A 13,787-nucleotide genomic window follows, 5' to 3' on the forward strand; every position below is an offset into this window, starting at 1 on the left:
GGGGCCCCCGCCTTACCGCTGCACCTCGCGGAGCGGGCCTCGGACGGACGGGGTGCCGTTGGTCCAGGTCAGCTCGTTCAGCCAGATCTGGCGGCCCGGGTCGGTGGTGCCCTCCTGGCCCGGCGGCCACGCGTGGTAGAGCAGCCAGGTGCGGCCGTCCTGCTCGACGATCGAGGCGTGCCCCGGCCCGGTCGCCACGTCGTTGCTCTTCAGGATCGGGTTCTCCGGCGCCTTCACGCACGGCCCGGTCGGGCCCTCGCACACCGCGTAGCCCTCGGCGTACGTGTCCTTGTCGTAGGCGTTGGCGGCGAAGAACAGGAACAGCTTGCCGTCGTGCCGGTGGAAGAACGGCCCCTCGATCAGGGTGCCCTCCCACGGTTCGGTCTGCCTGAGCAGCTTCGTCGCCGGGCCGGTCAGCGTCAGCCCGTCCGGCGAGAGACGCTGCGACCAGAGCCAGGTGTCCACCCCGATCGCGTTGCCGTCGTTCTTCCACAGCAGCCACAGGCTGCCGTCGGTGTCCCGGAACGGGCTCGCGTCGATCGAGCCGCCCAGGTCCGGCTGGCAGACCAGCGGCTTGTCGGAGTCGTCCGCGTACGGCCCGAGCGGCGTGCTCGCCACCGCCCGGCCCAGGCACTGCCGGCCGGAGGCGCGGTCGGCCACCGTGTAGTAGAGGACGAACCGGTCCGGGGCGAGCTGGATCGCCTCCGGCGCCCACGTCTTGCCCGCGTCCGCCCAGTCCGGCAGTTCCGGCAGCGCGTCACCGGCCGGGGTCCACTCGACCAGGTCGGGCGAGGTGAGCACCGGGACGTTCCGGCCGCCGGCGTTGGTGTGGAACAGGTACCAGGTGTCGCCGACCCGGATCGCCTGCGGGTCGGGGGCGTCGGTCTTGACGACCGGGTTGGTGAACACGTTCGCGTCCTTCGGCGTACTCGATTCGGTGGTGGACCCGCCGCCGCAGCCGGTGGCGAGCAGCGCGGCGGCCAGGGCCGCCGCGCCGCGCCGGACACGTCGGTCGGTCATCCCTTCAGGCCGCTGCGGGAGACGCCCTGGATGACGTGGCGCTGGGCGAACACGAACAGGATCAGCACCGGCACGCTGGCCAGCATCGCCCCCGCCATGATCACCGGATAGTCGGTCACGTACGCGCCCTGGAGCAGGCCCAGACCCGCCGGCAGGGTCAGCCGTTCCGGGCTGAACAGCACGTACACCGGCCAGAGGAAGTCGTTCCAGTTGGTCAGGAACGACAGCACGGCCAGCGTGGCCAGGGCCGGCTTCGACAGCGGCAGCAGCACCTGGCGGAAGATCTGCCACTGGTTCGCCCCGTCCAGCACCGCCGCCTCCTCCAGCTCGGCGGGGATGGAGAGGAAGAACTGGCGCAGGAAGAACACCCCGAACGCGCTGGCCGCGCCGGGCACCACCACCACGGTCAAGGTGTCGATCCAGTTGATCCGCTCGGCGATGATGAAGTTCGGGATGATCAGCGAGGTGGGCGGCAGGAAGAGCGTGCCCACGATCAGCGCGAACAGCAGGCCGCGACCGCGGAACCGCATCCGGGCCAGGGCGTACGCGGCCATCGACGCGGTCACCAGCACCAGCAGCGTGTGCAGGGTGGCCGCCAGCATGCTGTTGAGGAACCAGCGCAGCACCGGATTGGCGGTGTTGTTGAGGATCTGGTCGTAGCCGTAGGTGGAGAACGGGTTCGGCAGCCAGCTCGGCGGGTCCTGCTGGGCGACGTCGTACGTCTTCACCGACGTCAACAGCATCCACACCAGGGGGGTCACGAAGATCAGGGTGATCAGGATCAGCGCGGCGTAGCGCGCCACCGGGCGCAGTTTCGACATGGTCGGCCCCTCAGTCTTCCCGGTAGCGGAACAGCCGGAAGTTGACGACGCTCACCACCGCCAGCATCAGCGCGAAGAACACGCTCATCGCGGCGGCCCGACCGGCGTCGTAGTCGCGCAGGCCCTCGTCCACGATCCGCCAGACCACCGTTCGGGTCTGCTCGCCCGGCGCGCCCTGGGTGATCAGGAGCGCCTGCCCGAAGACGTTCGCCGAGGCGAGGATCGTGGTGGTGAGGACGAAGAGCACGACCGGGCGCAGGCCGGGGATCGTCACGTGGCGGAACCGGTCCCACCCGCCGGCGCCGTCGACCTTCGCCGCCTCGTACAGCTCGGGCGGGATGTCCTGGAGACCGGCCAGGTAGATCACCGCGTTGAAGCCGCAGGTCCACCAGACGGTCACGCCGACCAGGGAGACCCAGGCCCACGGCACGTCGGTGACCCACGGCGTGTCCGAGGGCAGGCCGACCGCGCCGAGCAGCAGGTTGACCAGGCCCAGGTTGGCGTCGAGCAGGAAGCGCCAGAGCAGGCCGATCACCGCCACGCCCAGCACGTACGGGGCGAAGAACGCGGCCCGGAAGAAGGTGCGGCCGGGGAACGAGCGGTTCAGCAGCAGCGCCAGCCCCAGCGGGATGACCACCAGCAGCGGCACCGAGAACAGCGTGAAGATGCCGGTCGCCCGGACGCTCGACCACCAGTCCCCGTAGATGGCCGAGTCGCTGGAGAACAGGTCCTGGTAGTTGTCGAACCCGATGAACGGCCGGTTGGGCAGTTGCAGGTCCCACTGGTGCAGGCTGATCCAGACGCCGAACAGGATCGGTGCCAGGCCGAAGACGCCGAACAGGACCAGGTACGGCGCGAGGAAGAGGTACGGCGTCGCCCGGTTGCCGCGCTGCGTCGCGCGCCGGCGACTGGTGGGCCCCGACGGGGGCGGCGCGCTGTCACGCGCCGCCCCGGCCTCGATCACGTCCGCCACGACGGATCAGTTCCCGTACTTCTTGCGGTTGTCCTCGAGCTGCTTGTTGGCCTTGGCCACGCCGTCGTCGAGCGCCTGCTTCGGCGACTTCTTGTTCAGCGCCGCCTCGTTGAAGGCGTTGTAGAAGGTCAGGACGACCTCGCCGAGGCCCGGCACGGCCGGCGGGAACGCCGCGTACTCCAGCTCCGGGGCGAGCGCGTTGACCTCGGTGAGCGCCTTGAACTCGGCGCTGTCCCGGACCGCCTTGCGGGCCGGCACCTGGCCGCCCTTGGCCCAGTCCAGCGAGTGCTGGCTGAGCCAGTTGATGAAGACCTTCGCGCCGGAGACCTTGTTCTCGTTGGCCGAGCGCTGCTTGACGATGGTGAAGTTGTGCGAGTTCGCCCAGGCGGCGGGCTGGCTGCCGATCTGGGGCAGCGGCGCGACGCCCCACTGCACGTTCGGGCTCTTCTTCAGGTCGTTGATCTGCCAGATGCCGTTCCAGTTGAAGGCGTTCTTGCCGCTCTTGAACGCCAGGTAGTCGGCGTCCTGGCCGACGTTGGCCGGCGAGTGGCCCTGCTTGATCAGGTCGACCAGCCAGGTGCACGCCTCGACCGCCGGGTCGGAGTTGAAGGTCGCCTTCGCCACCTCGTCGTCGAAGAGCTTCCCGCCCCACTGGTGCAGCAGGCTGTAGAACGTCATGCCGCCGGTGAACTGGAACGGGCTGACCCAGAAGCCCTGCACGCCCGACTTCTTCAGCTCGGTCAGCGCGGCGGTGTACTCGTCCTTCGTCGCCGGCGGCTTGTTCGGGTCCAGGCCGGCCTTCTGCATCACGGCCTTGTTGTAGTAGAAGCCCAGCGGGTGCATGTCCAGCGGGATGCCGAACCGCTTCTCGTTGTACAGGCCGCCCTTCCACACGGTGGGGGCGAAGTCGCCCTCGTTGAGTTCCAGGTTCTTGGCCACGTCGTCCAGCTCACTGATCGTGCCGCGGGCGGCGAACGTGGCGAGCTGGTCCATGTGCATGACCGCGATGTCCGGGCCGTTGCCGCTGGAGACCGCGCCGGGCAGCTTGCTGTAGTAGTCCGCCCACTCGTAGGTGACCACGCTGACCGCGATGTTCTGGTGCTCGCTGTTGAACTGCTGCACCAGCGCCTTGAAGATGTCGCCGTCACCGCCGGTGAAGCCGTTCCACAGCTTCAGGTCGACCTTCGGGCCGGTGTAGTCCTTGCCGCCGTTGCCCGCCGAGCCGGCCTTGTCGGGGCTGCTGCTGCCGCCACCGCACCCGGCCAGGGTCAGCGAGGCCGCCGTGCCGAGGCCGACACCGAGGCCGAGCAGGCGCCGCCGGCTCATCTCGTTCTGGATCATGCGAACTCCTTGGGGGACGGAATTGGAGTATTGCCTGGTCACGACTGCGGGACGAAACGCAGCAGGTTCCAGGAGGTGGCGGGGAGCGCCACGGTGCAGCGACCGCCGTCGAGGGTGGGGGTGGTGAGCTCCCGGGGCGTGACCCGCTCCGGGTCGGCCTCGGTGTTCGTGGCGGCCGGGTCGTCGCCGGCTGAGAGGGTGGTGTGCGCCTCGCCGCGCAGGCCGGGCAGGCCGCGCAGGTCCAGGTCGAGCGGCAGGGCGTCCGGGCCCCGGTTGACCGCGAAGACGGCCAGGCCGCCGGTCTCCTCGTCGTGCACGGCGACGGTGTCCAGCACCGGCACGTCGCCGTACCGCTCGGTCGGGTACGTCGGGCCGACCGGCTCGGTGCGCAGCACGGTGCCGCGCGCGTGGCGGGCGGTGAGGGCGAACGGGTGGAAGATGCTCTGCCGCCAGGCGGGACCGCCGTTGCGGGTGCGGATCGGGGCGATCACGTTGGCGAGCTGCGCCTGGCAGGCCACCCCGACCCGGTCGGCGTGCCGGAGCAGGGTGATCAGCAGGTCGCCGACCACCACCGCGTCGTCGGCGGTGTAGTCGTCCTCGATCAGCGCGGGCGCCTCGACCCAGCCGCGCCGGTCCAGGTCGGCCTGCAGGCGGGACTGGTACCAGACGTTCCACTCGTCGAACGAGACCTTCAGCTTGCGCTTCTGCCGCAGCTTGGCGCCGACGTGATCCGCGGTGGCGGTCACCTCGGTGATGAAGGCGTCCATGTCGACCGCGGAGGCCAGGATGCTGGCCCGGTCGCCGTCGGAGGGGTCGTAGTAGGTGTGGGCGGAGATGTAGTCGACGTGCTCGTAGGTGTGCTCCAGCACGGTCGCCTCCCACCCGGCGAACGTGGGCATGCCCCGGTTGGAGCTGCCGCAGGCGACCAGGCTGATCGAGGGGTCGATCATCTTCATGGCCCGGGCGGTCTCGGCGGCCAGCCGGCCGTACTCGTCGGCGGTCTTGTGCCCGACCTGCCACGGCCCGTCCATCTCGTTGCCGAGGCACCACAGCCGCACCCCGTACGGCTGCTCGGCGCCGTGCTTGCGGCGCAGGTCGGAGAGCTGGGTGCCGCCCGGGTGGTTGGCGTACTCCAGCAGGTCGCAGGCTTCGGGCATGCCGCGCGTGCCGAGGTTGACCGCCATCATCGGCTCGACGCCGGCCTCGGCGGCCCAGGTCATGAACTCGTCCAGCCCGAACGCGTTGGTCTCGATCGTCTTCCAGGCCAGGTCGAGCCGGCGCGGCCGGTCGCCGACCGGGCCGACGCCGTCCTCCCAGCGGTAGCCGGAGACGAAGTTGCCGCCGGGGTAGCGGACCACCGAGACGCCCATCTCGCGGGTCAGGTCCAGCACGTCGCGGCGGTAGCCGCGTGAGTCGGCGTTCGGGTGCCCGGGTTCGTAGATCCCGCCGTAGACGCATCGCCCCATGTGCTCGACGAAGGAGCCGAAGATCCGCCGGTCGGCCTCGCCGACCCGGAACGCCGGGTCGACCGTGAGCTGCGCGTTCGGCACGGATGCCACCTTTCCCTCGGAGCCGTTGCCCGGTGACCACGGTCACCGTGTCCCTGGTTTCTACAACGTTGTAACCCGTGCTGTAAAGAGGTCGTTACGACGTCGTGACGCGGTAGAGTGCGGCCGGAGCGCTCGTCGGGGAGGAAGTTCAGTGCGGCACAGGCTCAAGGACGTGGCGGAGCGCGCGGGCGTGTCGGTGAAGACCGTCTCGAACGTCGTCAACGGCTACCAGCACGTACGCGCCGACACCCGGGCCCGGGTCGAGGAGGCCATCGCCGAACTGCACTACCGGCCCAACCTGTCGGCCCGCAACCTGCGCAAGGGGCGCACCGGCGTGATCGCGCTGGCCGTCCCCGAACTCGACATCCCCTACTTCGCCGAGCTGGCCCGCCACGTCGTCGCCGCCGCCGCCGACCACGACTGGACGGTGCTGATCGACCAGACCAGCGGCGGCCCGGAGCAGGAACGCAAGGCCGCCAGCGGCATCGGCGACCACATGATCGACGGCCTGATCCTCAGCCCGCTCGCGCTCACCGCCGACGACCTCGCCGGCCTCGACGGCCTGCCCATGGTGCTGCTCGGCGAACGCGTCGACCACGGCCCCGCCGACCACGTCATGATCGACAACGTGGCCGCCGCCCGGGAGATCACCGCCCACCTGGTCGGGCTCGGCCGCCGCCGGATCGCCGCCATCGGCTCGCAACGCACCCCCGAGGGCGCGAGCGCCCGGCTCCGCCTGGAGGGCTACGCCGCCGCGCTGGCCGAGGCCGGCATCGGGTACGACGACAGCCTGGTGGCGCCCGCGCCGGCCTGGCACCGCGCGGACGGCGCGGCCGCCATGCGGCACCTGCTCACCTCCGGGGTACGCCCCGACGCCGTCTTCTGCTTCAACGACACGCTCGCCCTCGGTGCGCTGCGGGCGCTGCACGAGGCCGGGCTGCGCGTGCCGGAGGACGTGGCGGTCGCCGGCTTCGACGACATCGAGGACGGCCGCTTCTCGATCCCCACCCTGAGCACCGTCGCCCCCGACAAGGAGCGCATCGCCCGCCTGGCGGTGGAGTTGCTGGCCGGCCGCCTCACCACCGACCGAGACGCCCCACCCCGAGAACTGGTCGCCCCCACCGCCTCTCCCTCCGCGAATCCGCCCCCACCCTGACCCCCTCCTCCCTCCCTCCTCGGCGATCTTGCACTTTGTGCCCCGGCATTCGGGGTGAATGCCTCATTCGAGGGGCACAAACTGCAAGATCAGCGAGGAGGGCGGGGGCGGGGAGGGCGGGGTCAGTCGAAGAAGCGGGCCAGGTGGGATGGGGGTGGGGCGGGGGCGTCGGGGGTAGGGGGTCAGGTCGGCGAAGATGGAGGCGCCGTCACAGCCGACGTGCAGCGGATACCAGCGTGGGGCGCCGGGTGGGCGTTGGGCGCAGATGCCCTTGAACGTCTGCACGTCGAGCAGGCGGACGTGGGTCGGGTCGGCCACCGCGTTGACGTGCCGCCACCACGGGCTCATCACGTGCAGGACGCCGCCCGGCCGCAGCACCCGGTGGCACTCGTCGAACAGCGGCAGGAAGTCGATCAGGTGCTCGACGATGTGCACGGCGAAGAACACGTCCACCGAGTCGTCCCGCAGCGGCAGCGAACCGGAGAGGTTGGCGACCGCGTCCACCCCCGCCGCCGGGTAGATGTCCAGCCCCAGGTTCCCGGGCCACTGCTTGGTCGCCCCGCACCCCAGGTCCACCACCACCGGCGCCCGGCCGGCCACGCCGACCCGGCACCAGACCCCGAGCACCCCGTCCAGCCGGCCGATCAGCTCCCGCACCAGCCGTAGCTCCGCCGGGTCGGCGACCTCACCGGTCAGGTGTGCCACCCCCCGGTCGAAGCGCGCCTCCACGGTGGTGCCGCGCAGCCGCTCGTCGTGCCGCGCCAGATCGGCCCACGCCTCGGCGAGGAACCCGTCGGCCTGCCGGAGCCGCTCACCCGAGAGCGCGGCCCGCCCCATCGCCACCATGCGCCACCTCCGGCCGCGCGTTACCCCCATTCCACCCCGATACACGCTCCCCGCCCCACCCACCGGCGCGTTGACCATGAAGTTGGCGGGGACGAAAGGGGCAACCGGCGCCGTCAACTTCATGATCGACGGACAAGCGGGGGAGGGAGGGGAGGGGAGGGTCAGGTGGGGAGGGAGCGGCGGGAAGGGCGCATGCGCTGGCGGGGATGGGGGTGGCGGGCTTGGGGCGCTTGAGGTGGTAGCGGTGCAACTCGTTGTTGCCGGCCAGGGACGGGTCCTCGCTCATCGCCACCAGCTCCCAGCCCTGGTCGCCGGCCCGGTTCAGGTGGGCCAGCGCGGTGTCGCCGTAGGGCGTGACGTCGACCATGGAGCCGTCCGGGCCGTACCAGATGAAGACGATCTCCCACCCGGCGTCGTTGGTGGCGGGCTGGCGACGGCGGACCAGCAGCGCGTACTCCCACTTGGGCATGAGGTCATTGTGGCCCCGGGCGGACGCGTCGGCACGGATCAGTCCTCGGCGATCCGTCCGTCCGTCACCCGCAGCCGCCGGTTCACGCTCACCGCGTCGAGCATCCGCCGGTCGTGGGTCACCAACAGCAGCGTGCCGGGATAGGTCGCCAGCGCCGACTCCAACTGCTCGATCGCGGCCAGGTCGAGGTGGTTCGTCGGCTCGTCGAGCACCAGCAGGTTGACGCCACGACCCTGGAGCAGCGCCAACGCGGCCCGGGTCCGCTCGCCGGGAGACAGCGTCGCCGCCGGGCGCAGCACGTGGTCGGCGCGCAGGCCGAACTTGGCCAGCAGCGTCCGGACGTCCGCCGGGTTGAGATCGGGTACGGCGGCGGCGAACGCGTCCAGCAGCGGCTGGTCGCCGAGGAACAGCCCCCGGGCCTGGTCGACCTCGCCGACCACCACGCCAGGGCCGAGCGCGGCGTGCCCCTCGTCCAGCGGTAGCCGGCCCAGCAGCGCGGCCAGCAGGGTGCTCTTGCCGGAGCCGTTCGCCCCGGTGATCGCCACCCGGTCGGCCCAGTCGACCTGGAGGTCCACCGGCCCGAGCGTGAAGGCGCCCCGGCGTACCACCGCTCCTCGGAGCGAGGCCACGACGGCACCGGCGCGGGGCGCGGCGGCGATCTCCATCCGCAGCTCCCACTCCTTGCGCGGCTCCTCGACCACCTCCAGCCGCTCGATCAGCCGGGCGGTCTGCTTGGCCTTCGCGGCCTGCTTCTCGGTCGACTCGGCCCGGAACTTGCGGCCGATCTTGTCGTTGTCGGTGGCCTTGCGCCGGGCGTTCTTCACGCCCTTCTCCATCCAGGCCCGCTGGGTCCGGGCGCGCGCCTCCAGGTCGGCCTTCGTGTCGGCGTACTCCTCGAACTCCTCGCGGGCGTGCCGGCGCGCCACGGCGCGCTCCTCCAGGAAGGCCGCGTAGCCACCGCCGTAGTGGTTGACCTGCCGCTGGTGCAGGTCCAGCTCGACGATCCGGTTCACCGTCCGGGTGAGGAACTCGCGGTCGTGGCTGACCAGCACGGTGCCGGCGCGCAGCCCGGTGACGAAGCGTTCCAGTCGGTCCAGCCCGGCCAGGTCGAGGTCGTTGGTGGGCTCGTCCAGCAGGAAGATGTCGTAGCGGCTGAGCAGCAGCGACGCCAGCCCGGCGCGGGCCGCCTGCCCGCCGGACAGCCCGACCGTCGGATGGTCCAGGCCGACGTCGAGGCCCAGCTCCGCGGCGACCTGCTCGGCCCGCTCGTCCAGGTCCGCGCCGCCCAGGTCCAACCACCGTTCCAGAGCGATCGCGTACGCGTCGTCGGCGCCGGCCGCCCCCGCGGTCAGCGCCTCGGTGGCGGCGTCCAGCGCGGCCTGCGCGGCGGTCACGCCGGTGCGCCGGGACAGGAAGTCGCGGACCGTCTCACCCGGCCGGCGTTCCGGCTCCTGCGGCAGGTAGCCGACCGTGGCGCTGGGCGGGTTCAACGCCACCGACCCCTGCTCGCGGGGCTGGCGGCCGGCGAGCGTGCGCAGCAGCGTGGACTTGCCGGCCCCGTTCACCCCGACCAGGCCGATCACGTCGCCGGGCGCGACGACCAGGCTCAGGTCGGAGAAGAGGAGGCGGTCACCGTGGCCGGCGGTGAGATCCTTGGCGATCAACGTGGCGCTCATCAGGTCACCGAGCCTACCGGCGCGCGCATCCGGATTACCGTGACCCGCGCTCGGGGCGACGCCGGTCTGAGGGAGACTCACAGCCGTGGCGACCACACTGGCGATCGACTGCGGGGGCGGCGGGATCAAGGCCTCCGTGCTTGACGCCGCCGGCACCATGCGGGCCCGCCCGTTGCGCGTGCCCACGCCGTACCCCCTGCCCCCGGCCTTGTTCGTGGAGACGCTGCGGGATCTCGGCGCCCGGCTGCCCGCCGCGGACCGGCTCACCGTCGGCATGCCCGGCATGATCCGGCACGGCGTGGTGGTGGCCACCCCGCACTACGTGACCCGCGCCGGGCCGCGCAGCCGGGTGGACCCGGACCTGGTCGCAGAATGGTCCGGGTACGACGCGCGCGGCGCGCTGGCCGAGGCGTTCGGCGTGCCCGCGCTGGTCCTCAACGACGCCGAGGTGCACGGCGCCGGCGTGGTCGCCGGGACCGGCTGCGAGCTGGTGCTGACGCTCGGCACCGGGCTGGGCAGCGCGCTCTTCGACGGCGGGACGATCGCCCCGCACCTGGAGCTGTCGCACGCGCCGGTGCGGTGGAACACCACCTACGACACGTACGTCGGGGAGCCGGAACGGCGGCGGCTGGGCGACGCGTTCTGGTCCCGGCGGATCCGGCAGGTGGTGGACGGCCTGCGGCCGGTCTTCCGCTGGGACCGGCTCTACCTCGGCGGCGGCAACTCCCGGCTGATCCGGCCGGAGCAGGTCGCCAGGATGGGGGACGATGTCGTGGTCGTCCCGAACACGGCGGGAATCGTGGGTGGTGTCCGAGCCTGGGATCTGGTGGGCGAAAGGTACGACCCCACGCCCTGATCTTCACCCGGTGGAACACTCGCGGTTCCTCCGGTGTTGTGCCAGCGTCGGACAAAGGGCTGACGCGACACGAGGAGGTGGGTCGAGTGGACCTTCTGGCGGAGTACCGGCGGGCGACCATGTTCTTCGACTCGGGGGATCCGACCGGGGCGGCCCGGCTGCTCGAGCCGATCATCGAGGCGGAGCCCGACAACTCCTCGGTGCGGCAGTTGCTGGCCCGCGCCTACTTCCAGTCGGCCCAGCTCAACCGGGCCGAGGAGCACCTGCGTGAGCTGGTCGACCGGGACCCGAGCGACCACTACGCGCACCACGTGCTCGGTCGCACGCTGGAGCGGATGAACCGGCCGGCGGACGCGCTGCGACACCTGCGCATCGCGGCGGCCATGCACTCCACGAACACCGACTACGCCACGGCCCTTCGCCGGGTCGAGGGGCGAGTCGGTCGTTAGTTCTGACGAGGGGCAGCCCGGGTGGGCTGCCCCTCGACATACCTAGGATGGACGCGTGAAGCTCAAGCTCGACCTCCACGACATCTACAACAAGGGCCACGACATCGACCGCGCGTTGCGCGGGATCATGGACGAGGCGGTGGCGAAGAAGGCCACCCTCGTGGAGATCATCCCGGGTAAGGGCTCCGGCGCGCTCAAGAAGAAGGTGCTGCGCTTCCTCGACCAGAAGGACGTCAAGCAGCTCTACCACCGGGTCGAGAAGGACTCGAAGAACTTCGGCCGCCTGTTCGTGCACTTCCGCTGGAAGTAGCGCCCGCTCGTCGGGCTAGACGCAGACCCAGCAGTAGAGGCGTTCGTCTCGGGCCGTGGCGCGACGGGCCAGACCTGCCAGCTCGACCAGGGCCTCGGCCAGGATCGCCGGCTCGGCCAGCCCTCGGAACTCCTCGGTCTCCGACCACGACACCGCCACCTCGCGAAGGCGACCCTCTTCGGCGTCGGCCAACGCCCCGCGCAGCTCGTCGGTCAGCGAGATGACCAGCACCTCGCCGTCGTGCCGGACCGCCACGGCGTGGCCCTGCCTGGGGTTCCGCGTCACGACGTCGTAGTCGACGCCGGTCAGGATCGCCTCCAGCGTGCCGAGCTGCACGACGGGTTCGATGCCCTTCAGCTCGACGACCTCGAAACCGGGATCGGACGCGGCGCGCGGCCCACCCGGGACGTCGGCGGCCGTGGCCGCCGCCTCGTCGGTGGGGGCGGAGAAGTAGTCACAGAGGATGCCCACGGCGCGGATCATGCCAGCCCGGGCCGACACCGGGGACCGGTCTGCAGGTCCCGGACGGCGACGGTCTGGCCGCCGCTCTGCTCGCCGGTCGGCCGGAAGCCCAGCTTCAGGTAGAACTCCTCCGGGCCGCCGGGGCGGGGCTCCCAGGTGACGTACGCCCGGTCGCCGCCCCGGGAGCGGATCTCCTCGCACACGGCCTCGACGGCGTACCGGCCGTAGCCCCGGCCCTGGGTGTCGGCGGCGATGTTCAGCCGCCAGAGGCCGGCGCGCACGTCGTCCGGGTCGTCGTTCCAGGCGATGTCGAAGAACGCCATGAGGAAGCCGACCAGCCGGTCCCCGTCGTAGACGAGCCGGGGCCAGGCGTGCTCCGGGAACACGTACGCCTCGGCCAGCGACTTGACCACCGGCGCCACCAGATCGTCCTGGTCGGGGCGTACCGACAGGGCGAGTGCCGCCTCGTAGTTGTCGGGGGTGACCTTCTCCAGCCGCATGCGGCGCAGCGTAGCGAGCGGGCAGGGGCCGGGCGAGCGGGTATCTCCGGTCCTGATCCGGGTCAGGAGGGCGGGGACCCAGTGGTCCCCGTAGCGGCGCTGGAGGTCCGGCAGTCGCCAGTCGTCACCGGTGACGACGCGGCGGCAGCGCGCCGAGCCGCATCCGCACGTCATCGCGAAGTCGGCGGTGCCGGTGCTGGTGGCGTAGTCGTTCGTCAGCTCATCGCCGGCCGCCACGTCCCGGCGGGTGACCAGGGTGAACGGGGCGGCCCACCACAGGTTCGGGTCGCAGCCGTGGTTGCCCTTGCCGTTGGCGCGTCCGGGCGGCAGGACGAGGTGCAGATCGTCTGCCACGGTGATGGTGTCGACGTAGGGGCGGTCCGGTCGGGCGAGCAGGTCGCGCAGCTCCGCATCGGTGACGAGCCGGCCGCCGAGCCGTGACACCGCCGTGCCGGCCGGCAGGGGAGCGCGGGTGAACAGGCCGTCACCCGAGATCGCGGACGGGCGGACCTCGACGTCGGGGTGGAGCCAGCACTCGGCTTCGGGCGTGTGCCACATTCGTCCACCTTCGCCCGGGCGGGCCGGGCGCACAAGGCAGGGCATGTCGGTCCTCGTCGTGGCCGAATCGCGGATCGCCCCGGCCTTCTCCGATGGTCGGGGGCCGGGGCATCGGCGAGAGCGGATCAGGCGGAGCGGGGCACCCGGTAGGCCAGGTGGGTGACGCCGACCCCCTCGACCACCCGGAACGGCCCCTCCAACTGCACCGGCGCGATCCCGAGGCCGGAGAAGAACGGGATCCCGTCGCCGAGCAGCACCGGCACCAGGTCCACGTGCACCTCGTCCAGCAGCCCGGCCTCCAGCACCTGCCGCGCGATCGTCCCGCCGTTCACCCCGACCTCCTTGCCGCCGGCGAGGGCGTGGGCGCGTTCGATGGCCCGCTCGATGCCGTCGGTGACGAACACGAACGACTCGCCCTCGGCGTCCCAGCCGTCCGGCACCCGGTGGGTCACCACGACCACCGGCTTGTCCATCGGGTGCCGGCCGCCCCAGCCGTTGGTCAGGTCGAACAGCGTGCGGCCGACGACCAGCGCCCCGGTGCGCCCGACCAGCGCGCGGATGTGTTCGGCGCTGGCCGCCGACGTTCGGAACGTCATGTCCGGGTTCGCCGTCGGCACCGCCACGTCGCCGTTGTCGTACCACTGGAAGAGGTGCTCGAACCCGCCGTGCGACGGGTCGGCGACGTAGCCGTCGAGGGACATGGTCGCGCCGGTGGTCACCTTGCTCATCGTGTGCTCCTCGGGTTGTCCGAACCAGCCTTCACCCGGGGGTAGAAGCCGACCGGTCGTTCCTCGACATCC

12 protein-coding genes and 4 pseudogenes are annotated in these 13,787 nt (G+C 71.5%); 4 read left to right on the top strand and 12 right to left on the bottom strand.

The annotated features are described in order from the left end of the window. Window positions 1-12: 12 nt before the first annotated feature. The 5 genes from H1D33_RS27015 to arfA are packed head-to-tail and all read right to left on the bottom strand — an operon-like array spanning window position 13 to window position 5,705. Entirely contained in the window at window positions 13-1,020 is a 1,008-nt protein-coding gene (locus tag H1D33_RS27015) for a glycoside hydrolase family 43 protein (RefSeq protein WP_181570508.1), read from the bottom strand. Further along, on the bottom strand, window positions 1,017-1,841 hold the full coding sequence (locus H1D33_RS27020) for a carbohydrate ABC transporter permease (protein ID WP_181570507.1): 825 nt from the start codon (window positions 1,839-1,841) through the stop codon (window positions 1,017-1,019). The genes H1D33_RS27015 and H1D33_RS27020 overlap by 4 nt, the downstream gene beginning before the upstream one ends. 10 nt (window positions 1,842-1,851) lie before the next feature. Next, window positions 1,852-2,814 (bottom strand): carbohydrate ABC transporter permease, encoded by a 963-nt coding sequence (locus tag H1D33_RS27025; protein ID WP_181570506.1) that lies wholly within the window; start codon window positions 2,812-2,814, stop codon window positions 1,852-1,854. Between the two features lie 6 nt (window positions 2,815-2,820). After that, complete coding sequence (locus tag H1D33_RS27030; RefSeq protein ID WP_181570505.1) at window positions 2,821-4,155, bottom strand: ABC transporter substrate-binding protein; 1,335 nt, start codon at window positions 4,153-4,155, stop codon at window positions 2,821-2,823. A gap of 38 nt (window positions 4,156-4,193) precedes the next feature. Further along, window positions 4,194-5,705 (bottom strand): arabinosylfuranosidase ArfA, encoded by a 1,512-nt coding sequence (gene arfA, locus H1D33_RS27035; RefSeq protein ID WP_181570504.1) that lies wholly within the window; start codon window positions 5,703-5,705, stop codon window positions 4,194-4,196. A 151-nt stretch (window positions 5,706-5,856) separates the two neighbouring features. On the opposite strand from arfA, the pseudogene H1D33_RS27040 reads away from it, so the two are divergent. Further along, window positions 5,857-6,851: pseudogene (locus H1D33_RS27040) on the top strand (LacI family DNA-binding transcriptional regulator); the annotation flags it as partial. A gap of 132 nt (window positions 6,852-6,983) precedes the next feature. Here H1D33_RS27040 and H1D33_RS27045 read toward each other — a convergent pair. From H1D33_RS27045 to H1D33_RS27055, 3 genes and pseudogenes are all read right to left on the bottom strand, one after another. Continuing rightward, window positions 6,984-7,707 (bottom strand): annotated as a pseudogene (locus H1D33_RS27045) (methyltransferase domain-containing protein). Window positions 7,708-7,930: 223 nt separating this feature from the next. Then, window positions 7,931-8,176: pseudogene (locus H1D33_RS27050) on the bottom strand (hypothetical protein); the annotation flags it as partial. A 38-nt stretch (window positions 8,177-8,214) separates the two neighbouring features. Continuing rightward, window positions 8,215-9,852: an ABC-F family ATP-binding cassette domain-containing protein gene (locus H1D33_RS27055; RefSeq protein ID WP_181570503.1), complete on the bottom strand. Its 1,638-nt coding sequence runs from the start codon at window positions 9,850-9,852 to the stop codon at window positions 8,215-8,217. An 85-nt stretch (window positions 9,853-9,937) separates the two neighbouring features. Here H1D33_RS27055 and H1D33_RS27060 point away from each other — a divergent pair, with 85 nt between their 5' ends. The 3 genes from H1D33_RS27060 to H1D33_RS27070 all read left to right on the top strand — a co-directional run bounded on the left by H1D33_RS27060 (window position 9,938) and on the right by H1D33_RS27070 (window position 11,467). Continuing rightward, window positions 9,938-10,708, top strand: a complete 771-nt coding sequence (locus H1D33_RS27060; RefSeq protein WP_181570502.1) for an ROK family protein — start codon at window positions 9,938-9,940, stop codon at window positions 10,706-10,708. An 86-nt stretch (window positions 10,709-10,794) separates the two neighbouring features. Next, a complete protein-coding gene (locus tag H1D33_RS27065; protein WP_181570501.1) occupies window positions 10,795-11,157 on the top strand; it encodes a tetratricopeptide repeat protein in 363 nt (120 codons plus the stop codon). 55 nt (window positions 11,158-11,212) lie between these two features. Further along, window positions 11,213-11,467: a Smr/MutS family protein gene (locus tag H1D33_RS27070; RefSeq protein ID WP_013288724.1), complete on the top strand. Its 255-nt coding sequence runs from the start codon at window positions 11,213-11,215 to the stop codon at window positions 11,465-11,467. A gap of 15 nt (window positions 11,468-11,482) precedes the next feature. On the opposite strand, the gene H1D33_RS27075 is transcribed toward H1D33_RS27070, so the two are convergent. The 4 genes and pseudogenes from H1D33_RS27075 to H1D33_RS27085 form a co-directional block, all read right to left on the bottom strand. After that, window positions 11,483-11,938 (bottom strand): hypothetical protein, encoded by a 456-nt coding sequence (locus H1D33_RS27075; protein ID WP_181570500.1) that lies wholly within the window; start codon window positions 11,936-11,938, stop codon window positions 11,483-11,485. Window positions 11,939-11,946: 8 nt separating this feature from the next. Further along, entirely contained in the window at window positions 11,947-12,429 is a 483-nt protein-coding gene (locus H1D33_RS27080; RefSeq protein ID WP_181572562.1) for a GNAT family N-acetyltransferase, read from the bottom strand. Window positions 12,430-12,645: 216 nt separating this feature from the next. Continuing rightward, window positions 12,646-13,032, bottom strand: a pseudogene (locus H1D33_RS30230) (SET domain-containing protein); the annotation flags it as partial. Between the two features lie 80 nt (window positions 13,033-13,112). Beyond that, window positions 13,113-13,715 carry a dihydrofolate reductase family protein gene (locus H1D33_RS27085; RefSeq protein WP_181570499.1) on the bottom strand — a complete coding sequence of 201 codons (603 nt, stop codon included), beginning with the start codon at window positions 13,713-13,715 and terminating at the stop codon, window positions 13,113-13,115. Window positions 13,716-13,787: the final 72 nt, after the last annotated feature.

Source organism: Micromonospora ferruginea (genome assembly GCF_013694245.2).
In the GTDB taxonomy this organism is placed as follows: domain Bacteria; phylum Actinomycetota; class Actinomycetes; order Mycobacteriales; family Micromonosporaceae; genus Micromonospora; species Micromonospora robiginosa.

Coding starts and splice junctions, on each gene's coding strand:
- H1D33_RS27085 (WP_181570499.1), bottom strand. CDS start 13,715: ATGAGCAAGGTGACCACCGGCGCGACCATGTCCCTCGACGGCTACGTC.
- H1D33_RS27080 (WP_181572562.1), bottom strand. CDS start 12,429: ATGCGGCTGGAGAAGGTCACCCCCGACAACTACGAGGCGGCACTCGCC.
- H1D33_RS27015 (WP_181570508.1), bottom strand. CDS start 1,020: ATGACCGACCGACGTGTCCGGCGCGGCGCGGCGGCCCTGGCCGCCGCG.
- H1D33_RS27055 (WP_181570503.1), bottom strand. CDS start 9,852: ATGAGCGCCACGTTGATCGCCAAGGATCTCACCGCCGGCCACGGTGAC.
- H1D33_RS27030 (WP_181570505.1), bottom strand. CDS start 4,155: ATGATCCAGAACGAGATGAGCCGGCGGCGCCTGCTCGGCCTCGGTGTC.
- H1D33_RS27020 (WP_181570507.1), bottom strand. CDS start 1,841: ATGTCGAAACTGCGCCCGGTGGCGCGCTACGCCGCGCTGATCCTGATC.